The organism is Streptomyces sp. GB4-14, assembly GCF_022696125.1.
In the GTDB taxonomy this organism is placed as follows: Bacteria; Actinomycetota; Actinomycetes; order Streptomycetales; family Streptomycetaceae; genus Streptomyces; species Streptomyces werraensis.
This window is the reverse complement of sequence record NZ_RZHO01000002.1, coordinates 3,370,297-3,390,268: the sequence shown is the minus strand read 5'-3', so window position 1 is coordinate 3,390,268 and position 19,972 is coordinate 3,370,297. Positions and strand designations below refer to the sequence as shown.

12 protein-coding genes, 2 tRNA genes and 1 other RNA gene are annotated in these 19,972 nt (G+C 74.4%); 8 read left to right on the top strand and 7 right to left on the bottom strand.

The window, feature by feature from the left end; genetic code table 11:
• Positions 1-10: 10 nt before the first annotated feature.
• The 3 genes from ELQ39_RS16830 to ELQ39_RS16820 all read left to right on the top strand — a co-directional run bounded on the left by ELQ39_RS16830 (position 11) and on the right by ELQ39_RS16820 (position 1,958).
• Positions 11-1,249 carry a sensor histidine kinase gene (locus tag ELQ39_RS16830; RefSeq protein ID WP_225628861.1) on the top strand — a complete coding sequence of 413 codons (1,239 nt, stop codon included), beginning with the start codon at positions 11-13 and terminating at the stop codon, positions 1,247-1,249.
• 5 nt (positions 1,250-1,254) lie between these two features.
• Positions 1,255-1,860 (top strand): response regulator, encoded by a 606-nt coding sequence (locus ELQ39_RS16825; protein ID WP_190004565.1) that lies wholly within the window; start codon positions 1,255-1,257, stop codon positions 1,858-1,860.
• Between the two features lie 25 nt (positions 1,861-1,885).
• Positions 1,886-1,958, top strand: a tRNA-Gly gene (locus ELQ39_RS16820).
• A 100-nt stretch (positions 1,959-2,058) separates the two neighbouring features.
• Here the strand turns inward: ELQ39_RS16820 and ELQ39_RS16815 are convergent.
• The 6 genes from ELQ39_RS16815 to ffs form a co-directional block, all read right to left on the bottom strand.
• Complete coding sequence (locus tag ELQ39_RS16815) at positions 2,059-2,958, bottom strand: phosphoribosylaminoimidazolesuccinocarboxamide synthase (protein WP_242592538.1); 900 nt, start codon at positions 2,956-2,958, stop codon at positions 2,059-2,061.
• A gap of 178 nt (positions 2,959-3,136) precedes the next feature.
• On the bottom strand, positions 3,137-4,504 hold the full coding sequence (locus ELQ39_RS16810; protein WP_242592537.1) for a N,N-dimethylformamidase beta subunit family domain-containing protein: 1,368 nt from the start codon (positions 4,502-4,504) through the stop codon (positions 3,137-3,139).
• Positions 4,505-4,631: 127 nt separating this feature from the next.
• A complete protein-coding gene (locus ELQ39_RS16805; protein ID WP_242592536.1) occupies positions 4,632-6,386 on the bottom strand; it encodes a hypothetical protein in 1,755 nt (584 codons plus the stop codon).
• 274 nt (positions 6,387-6,660) lie between these two features.
• A complete protein-coding gene (gene purD / locus ELQ39_RS16800; protein ID WP_242592535.1) occupies positions 6,661-7,947 on the bottom strand; it encodes a phosphoribosylamine--glycine ligase in 1,287 nt (428 codons plus the stop codon).
• A 165-nt stretch (positions 7,948-8,112) separates the two neighbouring features.
• On the bottom strand, positions 8,113-10,365 hold the full coding sequence (locus ELQ39_RS16795) for a DNA polymerase III subunit gamma and tau (protein ID WP_242592534.1): 2,253 nt from the start codon (positions 10,363-10,365) through the stop codon (positions 8,113-8,115).
• Between the two features lie 49 nt (positions 10,366-10,414).
• An RNA gene (ffs, locus tag ELQ39_RS16790) (signal recognition particle sRNA small type) lies at positions 10,415-10,513 on the bottom strand.
• 72 nt (positions 10,514-10,585) lie between these two features.
• On the opposite strand from ffs, the gene ELQ39_RS16785 reads away from it, so the two are divergent.
• The 3 genes from ELQ39_RS16785 (at position 10,586) to ELQ39_RS16775 (ending at position 12,978) form a co-directional block, all read left to right on the top strand.
• A tRNA-Ser gene (locus ELQ39_RS16785) sits at positions 10,586-10,673 on the top strand.
• A 214-nt stretch (positions 10,674-10,887) separates the two neighbouring features.
• The gene (locus ELQ39_RS16780) at positions 10,888-11,109 is read left to right on the top strand and encodes a hypothetical protein (protein WP_093553428.1); all 222 of its coding nucleotides are present in this window, start codon (positions 10,888-10,890) and stop codon (positions 11,107-11,109) included.
• Between the two features lie 336 nt (positions 11,110-11,445).
• Positions 11,446-12,978 carry a PH domain-containing protein gene (locus ELQ39_RS16775; RefSeq protein WP_242592532.1) on the top strand — a complete coding sequence of 511 codons (1,533 nt, stop codon included), beginning with the start codon at positions 11,446-11,448 and terminating at the stop codon, positions 12,976-12,978.
• A gap of 51 nt (positions 12,979-13,029) precedes the next feature.
• On the opposite strand, the gene ELQ39_RS16770 is transcribed toward ELQ39_RS16775, so the two are convergent.
• Positions 13,030-14,019, bottom strand: a complete 990-nt coding sequence (locus ELQ39_RS16770; protein WP_242592531.1) for a translation initiation factor 2 — start codon at positions 14,017-14,019, stop codon at positions 13,030-13,032.
• A 60-nt stretch (positions 14,020-14,079) separates the two neighbouring features.
• On the opposite strand from ELQ39_RS16770, the gene ELQ39_RS16765 reads away from it, so the two are divergent.
• Both ELQ39_RS16765 and ELQ39_RS32415 read left to right on the top strand, forming a co-directional pair.
• Positions 14,080-18,582: an AAA family ATPase gene (locus tag ELQ39_RS16765; RefSeq protein ID WP_242592530.1), complete on the top strand. Its 4,503-nt coding sequence runs from the start codon at positions 14,080-14,082 to the stop codon at positions 18,580-18,582.
• Positions 18,583-19,965 (top strand): esterase/lipase family protein, encoded by a 1,383-nt coding sequence (locus tag ELQ39_RS32415; protein WP_277994691.1) that lies wholly within the window; start codon positions 18,583-18,585, stop codon positions 19,963-19,965.
• Positions 19,966-19,972: the final 7 nt, after the last annotated feature.

The window sequence follows — 19,972 nt, the reverse complement described above, 5'->3', positions numbered from 1 at the left end:
GGAGCGGTGGATGGGCGGCCCGGGCGGCTGGTGGAGGCGCAAGAGCACACCCGCCAAGGTGGAGACGTACACGCGGTGGTCGTTCCACTTCATCGCGCTGTCCGAGCCGACGGTGATCGGGGTGACCGCCTTCGGGCACCTGGAGGCGCGTGCCGCGCTGCTCGTGATGGTGCCGGTCGCGGCGCACGTCGCGCTGGCCATGGTGACCGCGTCCCGCGCCCTGGACTGGACGGTCGGCCGGCGTGCCCAGCCGCTGCGGCTGCTGTGGGCGCTCGGCGCCGCGACCGCCCTGGTCGCGACGGCGGCCGTCGTCCTGGGCCGGCACGGCCCCGGCGGGCCCGGGGAGGACACCGGCACCGTCCTGGGCTCGGTCTTCGGCGCCACGCTCTGCTACGGCGTCGGCCTGACGGCTCTCGGTCTCAAGGACCGGCGGCGCGTCGTCCTGCTCGTCACCGGGTTCGGGGCGGGCGCCGGCCTGGTCGCCCGGGCGGCCGGCATGCCCGCCCTCGCCGCGCTGGGCACGTCCGCGTTCGTGACGGCCGCGAGCGGCTTCTTCGCCGCCACTTCCGCCTTCTCCATCTGGCTGCTCAACACCGTCTACGTCCTCGACGAGGCGCGCGAGACCCGGGCCCGGCTCGCGGTCGCCGAGGAGCGGCTGCGCTTCGGCCGCGACCTGCACGACGTGATGGGCAGGAACCTCGCGGTGATCGCGCTGAAGAGCGAGCTGGCCGTCCAGCTCGCACGGCGTGAGCGGCCCGAGGCGGTCGAGCAGATGATCGAGGTGCAGCGCATCGCCCAGGAGTCCCAGCGGGAGGTGCGCGAGGTGGTGCGCGGCTACCGCCGGGCCGACCTGGAGGCCGAACTCCACGGCGCCCGTGGCGTGCTGCGCGCGGCCGGGATCGACTGCGAGGTCAGCGGCGAGACCGACGGGCTGCCCGCCGAGGTGCAGTCCGCGCTGGGCTGGGTGGTGCGGGAGGCCACCACCAACGTGCTGCGGCACGGGGACGCGAAGAAGTGCACCGTCACGGTGCTCAGGCCGGAGGGGCGTGTGGTGCTGACGGTACGGAACGACGGGGCGACCGCCCCGCACGGGTCGTCCCGTACGGGCGGGACGGGGCTGGCCGGGCTGCGGGAGCGGCTGTCCGCCGTGGGCGGCACGCTCGACGCCGGGGAGGCCGGGGACGGCGAGTTCCGGCTCGTCGCGGAGGTCCCGCTGACCGCGCGTCCCGCGCTGGAGGTCGCGTCGTGACCGGTGTGGTGCGGCTGCTGCTCGCCGACGACGAGCATCTGATCCGCGGGGCGCTGGCCGCCCTGCTGTCCCTGGAGGACGACCTGCTGGTGGTCGCCGAGGCCGCGTCCGGCCCCGAGGCCCTGGCGATGGCGCGGGCGCACGCCCCGGACGTCGCCGTGCTGGACCTCCAGATGCCCGGCGCGGACGGTGTGAAGGTCGCCACAACCCTGCGGACGGAGCTGCCGGACTGCCAGGTGCTGATCGTGACCGGGCACGGACGCCCGGGGCATCTGAAGCGGGCGCTCGCCGCGGGCGTGCGGGGGTTCGTCCCCAAGACCGTCAGCGCCCAGCGGCTCGCCGAGATCATCCGCACCGTGCACGCGGGAAACCGCTACGTCGACCCCGAGTTGGCCGCCGACGCGATCGCCGCGGGCGACTCCCCGCTGACCGCGAGGGAGGCGGAGGTGCTGGAGCTGGCGGCGGACGGGGCCCCCGTGGCGGAGATCGCGGAGCGAGCCCGGCTGTCCCAGGGCACCGTGCGGAACTATCTCTCCTCCGCCGTCTCGAAGCTCGGCGCGGAGAACCGCCACACCGCGGTGCGTCTCGCCCGCGAACGCGGTTGGGTATAGTGGTGCTCGCGCCACGGCGCAGCAGGCGAACGTAGCTCAGTTGGTAGAGCGCAACCTTGCCAAGGTTGAGGTCGCGAGTTCGAACCTCGTCGTTCGCTCAGAGGACGAAAGCCCCGGTCGATGACCGGGGCTTTCGTCGTGTGTGCCGCCGCAGGATTCCCGGGGCCGGAGGCGTGCCCCCGGCCCCGGGCCGTGCGGTCAGCTCCAGGTGATGCCCGTCAGGCGCTCGTACGCCTCCACGTACTTCGCCCGGGTGGCGTCCACGACCTGCTGCGGCAGCGGCGGCGGAGGCTGCTCGCTCTTGCGGTCCCAGCCCGACTCGGCCGAGGTCAGCCAGTCCCGGACGAACTGCTTGTCGTACGACGGCTGCGCGCGCCCGGGCTCCCACTGGTCGGCCGGCCAGAAGCGGGACGAGTCCGGGGTGAGCACCTCGTCAGCGATGACCAGGCTGTCCCCGTCGTACCCGAACTCGAACTTGGTGTCCGCGAGGATGATGCCCCGGTCGCGGGCGATGTCGCGGGCGCGGGAGTAGGCGGCGAGCGTCGCCTGGCGCAGCTGGGCGGCGGTCTCCGCGCCGACCTGGCGGGCGACCTCCTCGTAGGAGACGTTCTCGTCGTGCTCGCCGACGGCGGCCTTGGTGGCCGGGGTGAAGATCGGGGCGGGCAGCTCGGAGCCGTCGACCAGGCCGTGCGGGAGGGCCAGCCCGCAGACCGTCCGGCTCTCATTGTACTCGACGAGCCCCGACCCGGTGAGGTAGCCGCGGGCCACGCACTCCACCGGGACCATGTTCAGCGACTTGCACACCAGCGTGCGGCCCGCCCAGTCGGCGGGGGCGCCCTCGGGGAGGTCGGTGCTCAGCACATGGTTGGGGAGCAGGTCGGCGAGCTGGTCGAACCACCACAGGGAGAGCTGGGTGAGCACCCGGCCCTTGTCCGGGATCTCGGTGGGCAGCACCCAGTCGTAGGCGGAGATGCGGTCGCTGGCGACCATCACGAGGTCGCCCGCCTCGTTCCGGTACAGCTCGCGCACCTTGCCGGTGTGCAGATGCACCAGGCCCGGAACCTGGATCGGCTCGGGCTTGTCGACGAATCCGGACACGGTTCCTCCGCGTGGTTGAACAGAAGGGACGCCCGCAGCGCTCCCGGCTCCCGCGCACGCTCCCGGAGGGCGGTGGCGGGAGAGGGCCGGACGGTACGTCGATTCTCCCGTATGTGCGGACGGGACGGCGGTCGGGGTGGTGCGGGCGGGTTCGACGGGCACGGTCCCGCGCACCCCGTCAGTCGCGTTTGCAGATGCGGTCGAGCAGGTTGGCGGTGGCCCGCTGGACGCGAGGGTCGGCGTGCCCCGGCCGGTCCAGCGCCGGCGGCCAGGCGAGCGTGCCCGAGGCGAACACCCACGCCCCGGACGGCGCGCGGTACAGGGACGTCTCCTGGTGGCGCCGGGCGCCCTGCCGGTCGCCGTACGGGGAGTGCGCGAGCAGGATCCGCTCGTCGTGGGCGGGCAGCGGGGTGCGCGGGTAGTAGCGGTCGGCCCCGCCCGCGACCAGGCCGTCGAGGGCGTCGCCCTCCTGCGCGCCGGTGCCCTCCCAGAGCCAGTGGCCGGCGTTGCGGACGATCAGCGGGCGCGGTCCCGGCACGGGACCTGCGTACTGGATGCCGAGCAGCGACTGCTCCGCGCGGTCGCTCTCCCGCCACAGCGCGGGCCCGGACCGGCCCCTGCGTCTGCCGCAGGTCAGCAGGCGGTCGGGGCCGGACGGGGCGGGTGCCAGCTCGACCTGCCGGTGCAGGGTGCGGGCGGAGAGGAACACCAGCGAGGTGCCGTGCTCGCGGGCGCGCTCCACGGCCGTGCGCATCTGCGCGGTCCAGTACTCGTCCGGGCCCGGGAAGACCAGGCCCCGGTGGCGGGCCGGGTCGACGCGGCCGGCGTGCAGGTCGCGGGCGGTGGCGTAGGCGAGGTCGTAGCCGTAGCGCTCGGCCCAGCGGATCACGTCGTAGGCGTGCCCGGCGTGCGGCGGGAGCCCGTCGCCCGCGTACGGCCGGTCGAAGGTGACGGTCGTGACCGGGTCGGCCGCCTCGTGCTCGTCGTGGACGGGGGCGAGGCTCGCGCCGGTGCCGCCGTCCGCCGCCGGGTACGGGTTGTACGCCTGCCAGGTGAGGTCCGGAAGCACCAGCAGCAGGTCCGCCGGGCGGTCGTCGCGCACGGTGAACGGGACGTGCGCGTGGTGCCGGCCGTCCTCCGTGGCCAGCACGGCGACGTACGCGCCGGCGCTCCAGGACGTCGGGACCGGCAGCCGCCAGGACAGCCACCAGTGGTGGCAGGAGACGGTGCGTCCGGCGGTGAGCGGCGGGAGCTGCGCCGTGCCGTGGAGACGGGGGCTGGTGGCGGTCTCGGTGGCGCCCCGGCCGCCGTAGTGGCCGATGCGGTGGACCGTGACGCGGAACGGGCGGGGCGGGTCGACGGTGACGTGGAGGCCGACGGAGTCGCCGGGGGCGACCGCGGAGGGGGAGGCGAAGCCTTCGATGCGACCGTCGGCGTCGGTGGGCGAGGGGGTCGGCCAGGGGAAGGTGACGGGTGCGAAGGGGTCGCCGCCGTCGGATGCCGGTGACCCCGGCGCTTCCTGCCGGACTCGCTCCGGTCGTCGCATGCCGTTTCCCCCTCCCCTGGGCGTGAACGGCCCCAGCACATCACATCCCGCACGGGTGTCGTCACCGTTCGTCGTGCGTGCGCTCAAGTGGAGGAGCACGCTCCGGGCGGGGCGGCCGGGGCGCGGCTCAGACGAGGCGTACGGGCTTCTCCGGGCGTATGCCCTGCCGGGTGAGCCAGTTTCTGAGGCCCGAGGGGTCGCCGTCCTCGATGAGGGTCAGCACCTGGGGCGGGAGGTCCGTGGCGCGGGCGCCGCCGACGAGGAGGGTGGGTCCGTCGAGCCAGTCGAGACCGGGGACGGCGCCCACGGTGTCCATCGCCGCGCAGCAGACCATCGCGGTGATGTGGTCGGCGAGCAGCTCCCGTCCGGTACGGGGCGGCTGGAGGGGGAAGAGGGGGAGCGCGCGGTCGTCGCGGAGGGGGTCGGGATCGGGCGCCGCGGCGCCCTGAGGACCGGCGGGTGCGGCGGCCGCGGCGGCCTCCTCACGGGCCAGCTCGGCCGTGAGGCACACGGCGAGGGCGGCGCCGTGGGCGGTGCCGCCTGCCAGGTCGTCCTCGTCGGGGGCGACGGCCGGGACGGGCGCCGGCGGCAGGCCGGGCGCGGCGGTCAGATGGGTCAGGACGCGGGCGAGGGTGGGGCCGTCGGGAGCCGACGGCTCCTCGTGCGCGGGCGGTACGCGCAGGCCGTCGAGTATCCGGTGCAGGCGGGCGGCGTCGGTGCGCCACTTGCGGCCCGCGACCTCCTCCGGGTAGTCCCCCCAGTGGACCGGCGTCCAGCCGGGGCCGGTCTCCGCCGGACCGCCGTGGAAGAGGCGGGCGGCGAGCAGGGAGGTGGCCTCGTCGACCGCGCCGGGCTCCTCGAGGAGGTCGCAGGCGGGGCGCTCCCCGAGCCGGGAGGCGAACCCCTCGGCCAGCCGGTCCCGGCGGGACAGCTCGGTGAGGGCGGCGACCACGCCCGCGTTGAGCCGGGCCGGCCAGCGGCCCATCCGCCAGGCGGGCAGCGCCACCCGGGTCAGCAGCCTGTCCCAGCCCGCGTAGGCGAGTCCGACCTGCTCCTGGGCGACGATCCGCAGCCCGTAGTCCACGGCCTTGGCGCGCTCGGCCGCGGCGGCGGCGACCCCGCGCTCCATCTCGGCGGCGTGCACCCGGCTGCCGCGCAGCAGCAGGCGGGCCACCCAGCCGACCCCGGCGAGCACCGCGCGGGGCACCGGCCCGCGGTCCGGCACCGACGTCACGGCGACCGCCGCGTCCAGGCCCCGGACGAAGCGCCGGGCGGCGGCTATGTCCGGGTGGGCCGACGGCCCCGTGCCGGCGACGACCGGGGCGAGCAGGGCACGCAGCTCGGCCACCCGCATCCACCACAGGAACGGCGAGCCGATGACCAGCACGGGGGCGGCGGGCGCGCGGCGGGACGACCGGCCGGCGTGGGCCACGTCGTCGTCCTCCTCGGACGGCGGGGGCGCGTGCGCCGGATGCGTACGGTCCTCCAGCCAGCTGTCGCAGTCCGGGGTGAGCGCTATCGCGGAGGGCGCGGGGACGCCGAGGCGGTCGGCGAGGTCACGCACCATCCGGTACAGGTCCGGGGCGGCCTCCTCGGCGATCGGCACGGTGGGGGTGACGGCGGGCCGGGCGCGCGCGACGACCAGGGCGACACCGGCGGCCAGCAGCAGCACCAGCACGGCGAGGGGCGTGACGATCCGGCGGGCCAGGTCCCAGCCGGAGCCGGTCAGATGGCCGGTGGACCCGCCGGCCAGGAGGATCACCGCGGCGGCGGCGGGCAGCAGCGCGACGGCCAGCGCCCGGCTGCGGACGCGCAGCACGGCCAGCGCCCGGGCCCTGGCGCCCGGGGCGCCCTGCTCCCTTTCCGCACCGCTCATGCCCATGGCCCGCCCTCACCCCCTCCCGGCGCCTGACGCAGTCCTGGCTTGCCCATGCCCCCACTGTGGCACCCGCCACCGACATCGCAATGCCGATGGGCCAAGTGCCGGAACGCTTGCGCGGCACCCTAGTTGGGGCCCCGGCCCCCGTCAGCCGGATGGCACATCGCTCACTCGATGGAATGGCTTTGGGGAGAGGTGGTCGACGGACGGCAAAGGTCAGGCCCCGGATCCTGGAGGGATCCGGGGCCTGTGCCGACCGGGGGCGTCGCGTGTGCGCCTACGCGCCTTCCGCCGCCTTCCGCGCGATGTCCGTGCGGTGCTGTGAACCGTCGAGGCGGATGCGGGACACGGCACGGTAGGCGCGGTCGCGGGCCTCGGTGAGGTCCTTGCCGGTCGCCGTCACGGACAGCACGCGCCCGCCCGCGCTGACGACCGTGTCGCCCTCGAGCCGGGTCCCGGCGTGCAGGACGTACGCGTGCGGGGCGTCCTGGGCGGCGACCTCGTCGAGGCCGGCGATGGGGTCACCGGTGCGCGGGGTACCGGGGTAGTTGTGCGAGGCGACGACCACGGTGACCGCGGCGTCGTCGCTCCAGCGGACCGGCTCCAGGTGGGCGAGGGTGCCGGTGGCGGCGGCCGTCAGCAGCCCGGCCAGCGGGGTCTTCAGCCGGGCCAGCACCACCTGGGTCTCGGGGTCGCCGAACCGGGCGTTGAACTCGATCACGCGCACACCGCGCGAGGTGATCGCCAGACCGGCGTAGAGCAGACCGGAGAACGGCGTGCCACGGCGGCGCATCTCGTCCACGGTCGGCTGCAGCACGGTCTGGACGACCTCGTCGACCAGCTTGGGATCGGCCCACGGCAGGGGGGAGTACGCCCCCATGCCGCCGGTGTTCGGGCCCTCGTCGCCGTCCAGCGCGCGCTTGAAGTCCTGGGCGGGCTGGAGGGGCACGACGGTCTCGCCGTCGGTGATCGCGAAGAGGGAGACCTCGGGGCCGTCGAGGTACTCCTCGACGACGACACTCCCCCGCTGCCCGGACGGCGCGGGAGGGGCCCCCAGACACCCGGCGGCGTGCGCGCGGGCGGCCTCGAGGTCGTCGGTCACGACGACGCCCTTGCCGGCCGCGAGCCCGTCGTCCTTCACGACGTACGGGGCGCCGAAGGCCTTGAGGGCTGCGTCGACCTCGTCCGGGGTGGTGCAGACGTAGGAGCGGGCGGTGGGCACGCCGGCGGCCGCCATCACGTCCTTCGCGAAGGCCTTGGAGCCCTCGAGCCGCGCGGCCTCCTTGGAGGGGCCGAAGACGGGGATGCCCGCCTCGCGCACGGCGTCGGCGACCCCGGCGACCAGGGGCGCCTCGGGGCCGACCACCACGAGGTCCGCGCCCAGCCGCACGGCCAGCCCGGACACGGCGGCGCCGTCGAGGGCGTCGACCTGGTGCAGCTCGGCGACCTCGGCGATGCCGGCGTTGCCGGGCGCGCAGTGCAGCGCGGTGACATCGGGGTCGAGGGACAGGGAGTGGCACAGGGCGTGTTCGCGGGCGCCGCTGCCGATGACGAGGACCTTCACGGGGGCCAGCCTAACGGCAGACGGCGGGCGCCCTTTGTGCGGGCTTCCGAACGGGCGGGGAGGGCGCCGTTGTGCGTTCCTCCGAACGAGCCGGTCAGGGCGTTGCCGGAACGGGGATCCGGGCGGCGGAGTCCCCGCCCGTCGTGCTCCCTGTACTACTCGTTACTACTCGTTCGTGATCTCCTCCACGACCGTCGCGCCCAGCTCGCGGACCAGGAGCTCCTTCCCGGAGAGGGCGGACTCGTCGAGGTCGGGGTCGTCGTCCTCCGGGATGTCGTCCTCGGGCGAGACCGGAGGGGGCGGCTCCGGGGCGGCGGGCCGGGAGGGGGCCGCCGGGGCGGGCGCCGAGGGCGCCGGGGACGGAGCCGCGGGGGCCGACGCCTGAGGGGTCGGGGGACGTCGGGTGTCACCGGGGCCACCGCCGGGTGCCCCGTGACCACCGCCGCTCGGTGCTCCGTAGCCGGTGCCTCCACCGCTGCGGCCGCCGGACGGGCCGCCCGCGGGACCGGACGCGGCCGGACCGCCACCGCCGGACGGGTCGACGACCGCCTCGATCTTCCACTGCACGTTGAACTGCTCGGCCAGCGCCTGACGCAGCACGTCCTCGCTGCCGCTGCTGAGGAAGTTGTCGCGGGCGCCCGCGTTCACGAACCCGAGCTGGAGCGTCGTGCCGTCGAAGCCGGTCACCTGGGCGTTCTGGCTGAGCAGGATCCAGGTGAAGCGGCGGCGGTTCTTGACCGTCTCCAGGATGTTCGGCCAGAGCATGCGGGGGTCGAGGCCGCCGCCTCCGCCGCCGGGGGGCGCGGAGGGTGTGGCGGGAGCCGGGGGTGCGGACGGGGCCGCGGGGGCCGCCGGGGCGGTGGGCTGCGGCGACTGGGCCCGGCTCGCGCCGCCGCCCGCGGGGGCGGCCGTGGGCCAGCCGCCGGGTCGCCGGCCCGCGCCCGCGCCGCCTCCGCCCGCGGGGGTGGCGGTGGGCCAGGCGCCGGGGGCGGGGGTGGCGGGCGCCGGTGCGGCGGCGGCCGGGGGCGTCTGGGGGGCGGCGGCGGGGGGCTGAGTCGGCGCCTGTGCCTCGGTCGGGGCCGGCGGAGGGGTGGGGGCGGGCGTCGGCTGCCCCGGCGCCCGTACGGCGGCGCGGGCCGCGGCGGGACCACCGCCGGGCTCGACATTCGGAGCCGCAGCGGCCGCTCCGTGCTGGGCCCCCGGACCGGGGACGTACCCCATGGCGGGCCCGCCGGTGGCCGCACCGCCCGCGGAGAACTGCGCCCCGCGCTCGATGCGGTCGAGCCGGGCCATCAGCGAGCGCTCGTCGCCGTACGCGGCGGGCAGCAGCACGCGCGCGCAGATCAGCTCCAGCTGGAGCCGGGGCGAGGTGGCGCCGCGCATCTCGGTGAGGCCCTCGTTGACGATGTCGGCGGCGCGGCCGAGCTCTGCGGGCCCGAACGTGCCCGCCTGCGCCTGCATGCGCTCGAGGACGTCGGCGGGGGCGTCGATGAGGCCCTTGTCGGCGGCGTCGGGGACGGCAGCCAGGATGACGAGGTCACGCAGCCGCTCCAGCAGGTCGGCGACGAAGCGGCGCGGGTCGTTGCCGCCCTCGATGACCCGGTCGACGACCTCGAAGGCGGCGGCGCCGTCACCGGTGGCGAACGCCTCGACGACGGAGTCGAGCAGCGAGCCGTCCGTGTAACCGAGCAGGGAGGTGGCCATGGCATAGGTCACGCCCTCCTCCCCGGCGCCGGCGAGCAGCTGGTCCATGACGGACATGGAGTCACGCACGGAGCCGGCGCCGGCGCGCACCACCAGCGGCAGCACACCCTCCTCGACGGCGATGCCTTCCTTCTCGCACACCTCGCCGAGGTACTCGCGGAGCGTGCCGGGCGGCACCAGCCGGAACGGGTAGTGGTGCGTGCGCGACCGGATGGTGCCGATGACCTTCTCGGGCTCGGTGGTCGCGAAGATGAACTTCAGATGCTCCGGAGGCTCCTCGACGACCTTGAGCAGCGCGTTGAAGCCGGCCGACGTGACCATGTGGGCCTCGTCGATGATGTAGATCTTGTACCGGCTGGACGCGGGCCCGAAGAACGCCTTCTCCCGTAGATCACGGGCGTCGTCCACACCGCCGTGGGACGCGGCGTCGATCTCGATGACGTCGATCGAACCGGGCCCGTTGCGCGCGAGGTCGCGGCAGGACTGGCACTCACCGCACGGCGTCGGGGTCGGACCCTGCTCGCAGTTCAGGCACCGCGCGAGGATCCGCGCACTGGTCGTCTTGCCGCAGCCGCGGGGTCCGCTGAACAGGTACGCGTGATTGACCCGGTTGTTCCGCAGCGCCTGCTGCAGCGGGTCGGTGACATGCTCCTGCCCGATGACCTCGGCGAAGGACTCGGGTCGGTAGCGGCGGTACAGCGCGAGAGACGACACGTCTACGAGGTTATAGGCGCGCACCGACAACCGGACCGGCCCGCCGGGCAACGCAAGCGCCCCCCACGCACCCGCCAGAGCCAACCTACCCTTGCTGCCTTCCGGCCCTGGGGGAGTTCAGTCAGATAGCGCCGCGTGAGGGGCTACGCAGAGGCTACCTCATCCGGCGGGGCGGGAACGAGTTCGCGAGCACTCCTCTCGGTCATGTAATGTTTCCGGCGGAGGATTCGCCTAGAGGCCTAGGGCGCACGCTTGGAAAGCGTGTTGGGGGCAACCCCTCACGAGTTCGAATCTCGTATCCTCCGCCAGTGCCTCACCGGGCACGATGTCGAAGGGCCCCACCGTTCGCGGTGGGGCCCTTCGACGTGGTCCGCCCCGGCCCGCGGAGCGTGACCCCCGTCACATGTACGGAGGGGGCCCGCATCCGCGCCTCCCCAGGTCAGCGGCATGAAGCGGCCGCTGCCGTCCATGTCTGTGCCCATGGACACAGCGGGCACGGCGCACAAAGGCGCATACTGAGCCATGACCAAGCCCTCGGCGCCGAAGCGTCATCTGCCCACCAGCCCCTTCAAGGCCCCGGTCGCACCGGCCCCCAAGCACTTCGACACCGGTGATCAGGTCACCCACGACGTGTACGGCCTCGGCCGGGTGGTCGGCATCGAGGACGGAGTCGCGGCGCTCGTGGACTTCGGCTCGGCGCAGATGCGGATCCTGAGCCCGTACCCCAAGATGACCAAGCTCTAGAACCGCCGTGCCCGTTCAGGGCACGCCAGGCCCTCCCAGCGGCCTGCAAGGAAAGGCAGACCTCTCATCGACTCCACATCGCTGTTCTCGGCCCCGGAAGGGCAGACGCACAGCTCCACCGGCTCGCCCCGTCCGACGACCCAGCCCTTCCAGGCTCCGGACTTCGGCGACGACGAGTTCCTCTGGGCCGAGGACGCGCAGCAGCCGGCCCCGGACGGCTACGCGCGGCGGCCCGAGTCCGCCTAGCGGGGTGTGCCGACCCGGCAACATCACGCGCAGGAACACTGCCGTGGTCCGGACAAGCCCGCGTAAGTGAGGCGATGGCACGCTCCCCGCATGAGCAGCGTGCCTGAAGTGACGTGCCGTACCCGGTCGAAGCGGCTTCCGTGGTTCTTCGTCGGCGCCGGTGCGGCCGGGCTGATCCTGGTCGCGGCCCGCCTCGTGATCACGGGCGGGCCCCCCGACGGGTGGGTGCTCACGGGTCTCCTTCTCATGCCGCTGGGGATCGGGGGCGGGTACGCCGCCGTCGTCCGCGTGCACGCCGGCGCGGACGGACTGTCGTACCGCACGCCGCTGCGCCGCCGCAGCGCCCGGTGGGAGGACATCGCGGACGTGCGGGTGTACGTGCAGCGCGGGCGTCACAGCGACATCCACCGCGTCGAGGTCGTGACGCGCGGTGGTCCCGTCTGGCGCCTGCCCCTGCCGGTGAGCCCGTCCTCCGAGGGCCGGGCCGTCTTCTACGACACCGTGGAGGCGCTGCGCGCGCTGCACCGACGGCACGGCACACCCGAGTCGGACCATCTGGCCGTGATCACCCCGAGCACGGCCGGGCGTGGTGTCGGTCCCGCGGCCGTCCTGTGCGCCCTCTTCCTCGCGGGCGCCGCGCCGGCCGCGTGGTTCGTCCCGGTGGTGGCGGAGACCGGGCCGGCGTGGACGTCGGCCGTCCCGTGCGCGGCGGAGAGCTCCGGGATTGACCGCGACTGCCTGACGACCCTCTCAGCGGTGATCGCGCGCACCGAGGTGGAGAAGGGCAGGGGGAGCAGTTACCTGTACTTCGCCGACGGCCGGCCGATCGACCGGCTGGCGGTGTCGAGGGAGGGGGCCCAGGGGTTCGAGGCGGGCGACCGTGTGGAACTCACCGTCTGGCGCGGTCAGGTGCGGGAGGTCATCGGTGACGAGCACGTGTGGCGCGAGCACTTCCCCGCCGCCGGTGAGGTCACCGTGGTCGCGGCGCTGTGCGTGCTGGCGGCCGGCATGCCGGCCGCCGTGATCGTGCAGCGCCGTCGCGGACGCCGCCTTCCCGCCGACGAGATCCTGCCGTCCCCGGCCCCGTTCGCCGGCGCCCTCGTCGGCACGGCCGTGTGGGCACTGCCGTACTGCTACCGGCATCCGACCCTGGTGCCGGACACCGCCGGGGACGTCGTCTGGGCCGGCCTGGGATCACTGGCCTCGCTCGCCCTTCTCGTCCGGGCCTGGCACGCGACCCGTGTCCGTACGCCCGGCACGGACCTCGCGTCGCCGACGGACACGGCCCCCGGCGACGAGGACGTCTTCCTGCCCGCCCGTTTCCTGGAGTCCACCGACTACAGCCCCAACGGCTTCGGCACCCACGTCGTCCTCGGCCCTGACGGGCCCGCCGTCACACCCCACCCGGGCCCGGGCCGGTTCGCGGCACGCCCGGTCCCGGTGGAGCGGCTCACCGTCAGGACGGTCCGCCGTCCCCGCGGCGGCGACGGCGATGTGCCGAAGGGCTGGGACATCGCCGAACTGGACGACGGGGACAGGCAGATCCGCCTCGCGGCCGCCCCTGACCATCTGGGGCGCATCCTGCGGACGTTCGCCAACGGCAAGGCGCCCGCCGGGTCGTGACCACGGCCATGTCGTCGTGGGGCGGCGAGGCAGCGCCTCGCCGCCCCCTTTTCACAGACCGCGGTCCCTCATGACCTTCTGTTCCGCCTGTTCCACGAGGAACCGGGCCGCCGGGTCACCGTTCGCGCGCCGGACGGCGCCCCGTACCAGGGCGAGGTAGAAGAGCGTCGGTGCGCACGGGGTCCACCGCTCCTCCGGTTCGTCCGCGATGAAACCGAGGACCGATTCCGGATCCGCGTCCACGAACTCGAAGCGGTCGTGTTCCCACTTGTCGGTGACTCCGCGGGTCCACCGCAGGCGCAGCGTCGGCTCGTCGAGTTCGGGCGCCACCGCGCGGAAGAACGCCGCCCACTGGTGGTTGACGACGTCGAGCCCCAGCCCGAGCAGTTCGATGTCGGTCGCGTCCCCGTCGTACACGGCGAGCTCCTCGAGGAGGGCACGACGTGCGACCGCGTGGAGACTGACCGGACTTCCGTCCGCGGGCAGGTCGTGCTGGCGGGCGAGTCCCTCGTTGGCCGAGGAGTTCCAGCGCGCGCTGTTCGGTCCGGCGACCTGTGCGCTGCGCCGGGAGAACAGCATCTTGCCGTCCTTGCCGGTCTCCAGGGCCACGTTGACGCCGAAGCTGCAGTTCATCCAGGACGGCGCGTCGACCGGGTCGCTGCCCTCGAGGTACTGCTCGCGCAGTGTGAGGCCGTTCTTCTGCCTGCGGTCCAGGTTGAGTGAGGTGGTGAGGAAGTCGAAGTAGTCGGCGTCCCGCAGGGCGAGGGAGATCACGGGGACCTCGGCGAGGTGCGTCCGGGTCACCACGACCCGCTCGACCGCGAACCGCGCGTTGTTCCACCGGTGCGGCAGACCGGCGGCCTCCTTGCGCTCCTCCTCCGCCTCGATCGCACGCCGCCATCCCGCGATCTCCTCCGGGAACTGCACCCTCTCCGGCGTGTACTTGATGTGGACGTTGTCCTCGTCGACGGCCTGGACCCCGTCACCCTCGAACAGGTGACAGTTCGTCGTCCGGCCAACCACGGTGAATCTGTCACGCATCGCCAACTCCACTGGTAAACAGGCTGTGGTGGACACTCACGGGGGGTGCTGTAGAAGCTGATGGTACGGAGCAGCACGCAAGGCCGGCCGGCGTTACGGAAGACCAAGGACCGCTTCTCCCGCCTGGTGGGCACGGTCGCTGTACCGGAGTACGCGCATCCGGACCCGGCGGAGCGGCAGCGGCTGAACCGGCCGCAGCTCGCCGAGGTGCGGGACCGGTTCACCCGTACGGTGCGTGAACGACTCGGGTTCCGGACCACGCTGCGCGCCGACCGGCGAGGAGCGACCCGGCAGGAGCTGTGGGCCGGGCTGGAGGAGTTCCTGACCGACGGCGCCGAGCAGAAGATCCTCTACTGGACGGGGCACGGCGTCCAGCGCCGCGACGAGGGCTACTTCCTCGCCTGCGCCGATTCCTGGGAGTCGGGGGAGTTCGACCCGGGCAAGGCCGTTCCGCTGCTCGAACTGGTGGGCTTCCTGCTGCGTCCGGAGTTCGAGGCGGACACCCTGCTGATCGTCGACGCCTGCTCCTCGCAGAGCTACAACTCGCTGACCGAGGCGGTGCGCCATGCCGTGGAGCTGCAGCGCGACCCCGCGGTGGACCGGGCGTGGGAGAGCAGGAGGAAGGGCTTCGCCGTCATCGGCACCTCGGGGGCGGACGCCCAGGTGCCGGCCGGCCGGTGGGTGACGTGGCTGGAGGAGGCGCTGGCCAAGCCGGATTTCACGGCGGACGACGCGTCCCGCCCGTTCGAGCCGCAGGCGCTGTATCTGCCGTTGCCGTACCTCTGCCAGGCGGTGGACGCACGCGCCGCGGACGACGGGCTGGACGAACAGGCGCAGCGGCCGGACTGCCGGGAGATCCGGGCGCTGCCCAACAGCTTCCTCGACAACCCGTATCACCAGCGGTCCGACCGGCGCATCTACATGCCGGCCGCGCTGACCCGGCGGAAGCCCTGGATCGAGGCCGAGCAGTTCGGCCTCGAGGACGACAGCCACCTGCACCGGCACTTCGCGGGACGGCGGGACGCCCTGAGCCGGATCGTGCGCTGGATGGACACCCATCCCCAGGGCATGCTCGCGGTGACGGGTCTGGCGGGCACGGGGAAGACCGCGCTGCTCGGCCGTCTGGCCCTTACCTCGCTGCCCGGCTGGCGGGCGGCCCTCGGTCCCGGTCTCGACCCGGCGACACTCCCCCGGACGGGGACCGTTCACGCGGCGCTGAGTTGCCAGGGACAGTCCGCCCACTCGCTCGCGGTTCAGCTGCGGGAGGTCCTGTCGGCGATCGACGGAGCGCCGCCGCTGCCGGAGGAGCCGGTGGGCTCGGAGCGGTTCACGGACGCCTTCGAGCAACTGGTCGGCCAGGCGGGCTCGGTGAACCTCCTTTTCGACGGACTCGACGAGGCCCTCCCCGACCAGGCGCACGCGATCGCCCGGCACGTCCTCGGCCCGCTGGCGAAGACGCTCGGTGTCCGGGTGATCGTCGCCACGCGTGCCCAGCCCCGTCGCCGCACCACGGCACCCGCGGGCCAGGAGTCGCTGCTGGACGCCCTCGAGCTCAGCGTCGAGCCCTTGGTCCTGGGGGACGACGCGGAGGCCCGCGAGAGCATCGCCGGCATGGTGCGGTCGGTCCTGGACACGGAGGGCTCCCCCTACCGGGGCGAGGCGCGCCAGGAGGACCGGGAGTGGACGGCGGAGACCGTCGCGCAGCAAAGTCACGGCTCGTTCCTGGTGGCCCGTCTGGTCGCGACCGGCCTTGCCCGGCGGACCACGGTCGCCGCCGAGACGGAGCTGACCGCATGGCTGCGCGACGGCGGCACGGACCTGCGGACCCGTCTGACGGAGGAGACGGCCCACCTCGGCGGGCAGCCCGGGGCACGACGGGCCCATGAGGTGCTGCGGGCGCTCGCGGTGGCCCAGGGCCCAGGGCTGGCGCAGGACGCCGCCTGGCTGACCCTGGCCGACGCACTGCGCGAGCCCGGTACCCCGGAACTCACCGCGCGGGACGTGCGGGAGGTGTGCCGGAGCGCGGGCGGTGGCATCGTTGCCGCCCAGCGGGACGGCCGGCACACGAGCGGGCGGACCCGGTACCAGCTGGCCCACCCGAGCTTCGGCGCCTTCTTCCTCTCCGACGCCGGGCTGACCACACGCGAGGCACACCGCCGGGTGCTCGACGCGCTGCGCGCCACCGCCGGCGGTGACTGGGGCGAGGCCGACGAGTACACCCTCGAGTACCTGGGCGCCCACGCCGCCCAGGTGGGCCCCGAGGCGCTGCGCGAGCTGTTCGAGGACGTGGACTTCCTGCTGCGCACCGACCCGGACGTCATGCTGCCGCTCGCGGCGGGCCTGGCACGGGAGTGTGACGGCGCCGCGTTGTACGGCCGGGTCGCGGGCGCGTTTCCCCGGACGTCCGGCCGGGTGTCCGAGTCGGTGCTGCTGGAGCGGAAAGCGCTGCTCCGCTCCACGGCGTTCGTCAGCCACCGTGACGGGACGTACCGGACGCTGCGCCGCGAGGCCGGTTTCCTCCCCTGGGAGGAGTACTGGACCGACGTACCGCCCGACCCTTCGGAGTGGCGCCGGGTGGCGCCCACCGGCGGCGCCCGGGCCCTGAGCTGGCGCGCCGGCACCGGACCGGCCGGGGCTCCCCGGGCGGACACCCTGACCGCGGGCGGGCTGGGGGAGATCCAGGTCCTGCATCCGGAGTCGGATGCCCGGCTGCTGACGCGGCGGCTGCCCCGGAGCGGCGGCGGACGCGGACGCCCGCTGAGCGAGGTGCACGAGGTGGGCTCCGGCACCCGCTGGGCCACCGTCGCCCGGGACGACCAGTCCGTGTACTTCTGGCACGCGGGAGCCAGGACGCCACGCCAGGAGTACCGGTGGGGAGGCAGCGTGCGCGCGCTGTCCGCGGCCGAACTGGGGGGCGAGTGCGTCGCCCTGGCGGCCGACGGCGACCGGTTGTGGGTGTGGTTCTGGCACGGCGGCAGCCAGCTGGACACCCGGCTGACGCAGGTCCGCAGCGCGGACGTCCGCCAGCTGGCGGTCCTCGTCCTGGGCATGCGGATGTTCGTCCTGGCCGCGGGCGCGGAGCGGGTGGAGCTGCTCGAAGTGGTCCTCTCCCGGCATCGGGGGGCCGCCCTGCGGACGTGCGCCGCCGACGTCGGGGTGAGGCCGGCCGCGCCGGCCATGGCGGCCGCGGCGTTCCCGGTCTCCGACCGGGAGGGCTGCTTCGCCCTGGCCGACGGCACCGCCGTGCACATCCTGCGCTGCGAGGTCGCGCCCGGCGGCGAACCGGTCCTGCACGCCGTGGCGACGCACCCGTCGAACACGCGCGGTCTGGTCTTCGGACGGCACGGCGACGAGCTGCTGCTCGCCGGATACGAGGAAGTCGCCGTGCGGATCTGGTCCGTCGAGCGGACGGGCCGTCAGGCCACCGTCGCGCTCGACGCCCCCCGGGAGGGCGCCATGGCGTTCGAGCCGCACGGTCAGGGGCTGCTCGCGATCGCCGACGGCCCGTACATCCGCGTGGTGGACGTCGCGACCGCGCTGGAGTCCGGCTACGGAAGCCGGAGGCGGCCGAGCAACGAGCGCCCGGTCCTCTCCCTCACCGGCGCCCCGGACGGGCCGCCCCTGCTGTGCCGGGCGTGGCACGACCGGGTGCGGGTCTCCCGCCCGCGGCAGGAGGACCCGGCCTCGCTCCCCGCCGAGGAGCTCGGGCACGACGGGCGGATCGTGACCGCCGTGGACGCGCTCCGGACGGCGGGCGGCTGGACCGTGGCTGCGGCTGCGGGCCGGTCCGTGCGGCTGTGGCGCCTCGACGACAGCCTGGCGGTGGTCACCCACCGGGACATCCCCCTCGGCGGCGACGCGGGCTCTCCCGCACGCTCGCTGAGCCTCGTCGGAGCCCCGGACGGCGCCGCGCTGCGGCTGAGCGTCGCGGACGGCCGGCGGCTGGTGCGCCACGAGATCCCGGCAGACCTCTCGTCCGTCGGCGCCGCGCTGCCCGTGATCCGGACCGACCGGGGATTCTGCGGGATCGACGCGAGGGTTCTGCGCGACGGTTCGTACTGGACGGCCGGTGATCTGAGCGACCAACTGCGGGTGTGGACCGAGGGCGTGCAGGGCGCCGATCAGCGTGTCCTGCTCACCGCCAACCCGTCGTGCCTCGCGCTGGGGGAGCTCTACGACGACGAGGACGACGTCTCCATGCCCCTGCTGGCCTGGGCGGACCACGGGAGCGTGTACGTCAAGAACTGCTACGGCGAGGGGAGTCCTCACCCCCCGGAACGGCTGCCGGGTGTCTTCCCCGACGTCACGACCCTGGTGTTCGCCGGGCCGGTGGAGCAGCCGGTGCTGCTGGTCTGCACGCGGGAATCGGTGTCCCGCCCATGGGACCTCTGGTCTCAGCGGTGGCTGGACGGCACGGGGATCACCGGCAGGGGTTACGCAGTGCACGCCGTCGCGACCGCGACGGACACGGAAGGGCTGGTGATGGCGCTGCAGGGCGAGGACCGGTGCGATCTGATCCGGCTGCCGCACGCGTTCCTCGGCACCCGGACAGGGGGAGAGTGAATGGAACACGATCTGGTGGTCTTCGTTCCGGGGTTCCTCGGCACCCGGCTGAGCCGGGACGGCCAGGACGTCTGGGCGCGGTGCAGTGAACGGCTGCTCGAATCGGCCGCCTCGGCGCTCACCGAGGTGGCCCTCCCGCCGGGACTGGGTGACGCGCTGCCCGAGGCCCCTCACCGCCTGGACGCCGGAGGGCTGCTCCAGGCGCCGGATTCCGTCCCCGGGCTGCTGTCCTGCCTCGGGTATCCGGACCTCCGCTCCGCTCTCGGCGATCCGCTCGACGCGCAGTTCGTGCCGTTCGGATACGACTGGCGGCTCTCCCACCGGCTGGCGGCCCGGCAGCTGAAGGAGCGGGTGGCGCGCGAACTGGACCGGTGGCGGGCGGAGGCCGACGCCCACCACCCGGACCGGCCGGACGAGCCGCGGGTCATCCTGGTCTGCCATGGGACGGGCGGTCTGGTCGGGCGGCACTACCTGGAGTGCGAGGACGGCCGGGAAACGGCACGGACCCTGATCACCCTCGGCACGCCGCAGCAGGGGCTGGTCCAGGCCGCCCGTCTGCTGGCCGGCCAGGCGGTTCACGGCGGGGCGGGCCCTCACGGGGACGTGGCCGCCCGGCTCAACGAGGCGCTGCGCGAGTGGGCGCTCAACCTGCCGGCGGTCGCCGAGATGCTGCCGCTCTTCCGTTCCGTACGGATCGAGGGAGGAACACGCGGGCGGATGCTCACCCAACGCCCGGTGCCCGGGCTCCCCGGCGAAGCAGTGCATCAGGCGTTGGCGTTCCAGGAGGAGTTCCGGCTGGCCTGTGACCGGCACGGCCGGTCGGGGCCTCGCCCGTACGGCGTCCACTGCCTCGGCAGCGTCGACTTCCCGACCCCCGAGGCCCTCGTGCTCCCGGCCGGCCCCGGCGGGGAACGCCTCGCCGACGACCTGCTGGGACCCGGCGACGGCACGGTTCCGCGCCCGTCGGCACTCGCGGGCTGGACCGGTACGGAGCCGATGCTGTGGACGGGTTTCCGGCACGCGGACCTGGCGAGCGCCCCAGCTCTCCGCGACACGATGCTCGCGGTCCGCAGAGGGCTCCCGCCCGGCGACACGCTGGCCGGTACGGAGGGCATCGTCCTGCACTTCCCGCGCGACCCGGTCGCCGCCGGCCGTCCGTTCGTGATCGAGCTGCTGGGGCACGACCTGCCGCAGCGCGATCTGCGGACGTTCATGTGGCGTTCGGGCCGCATCCGTGAGAAGCAGCCGGTCGTCTTCCGGCAGTACGAGCCCGACCGCTACCGGGCGGAGCTGGAAGCGGCCCCCGGCCGCTGGGTGGTCGAGGCGCTGGTCGACCGGCCGAAGGGGCGCGACCGGAAGGACGTGACGGTCGTGGCGGTATGAGACGGGA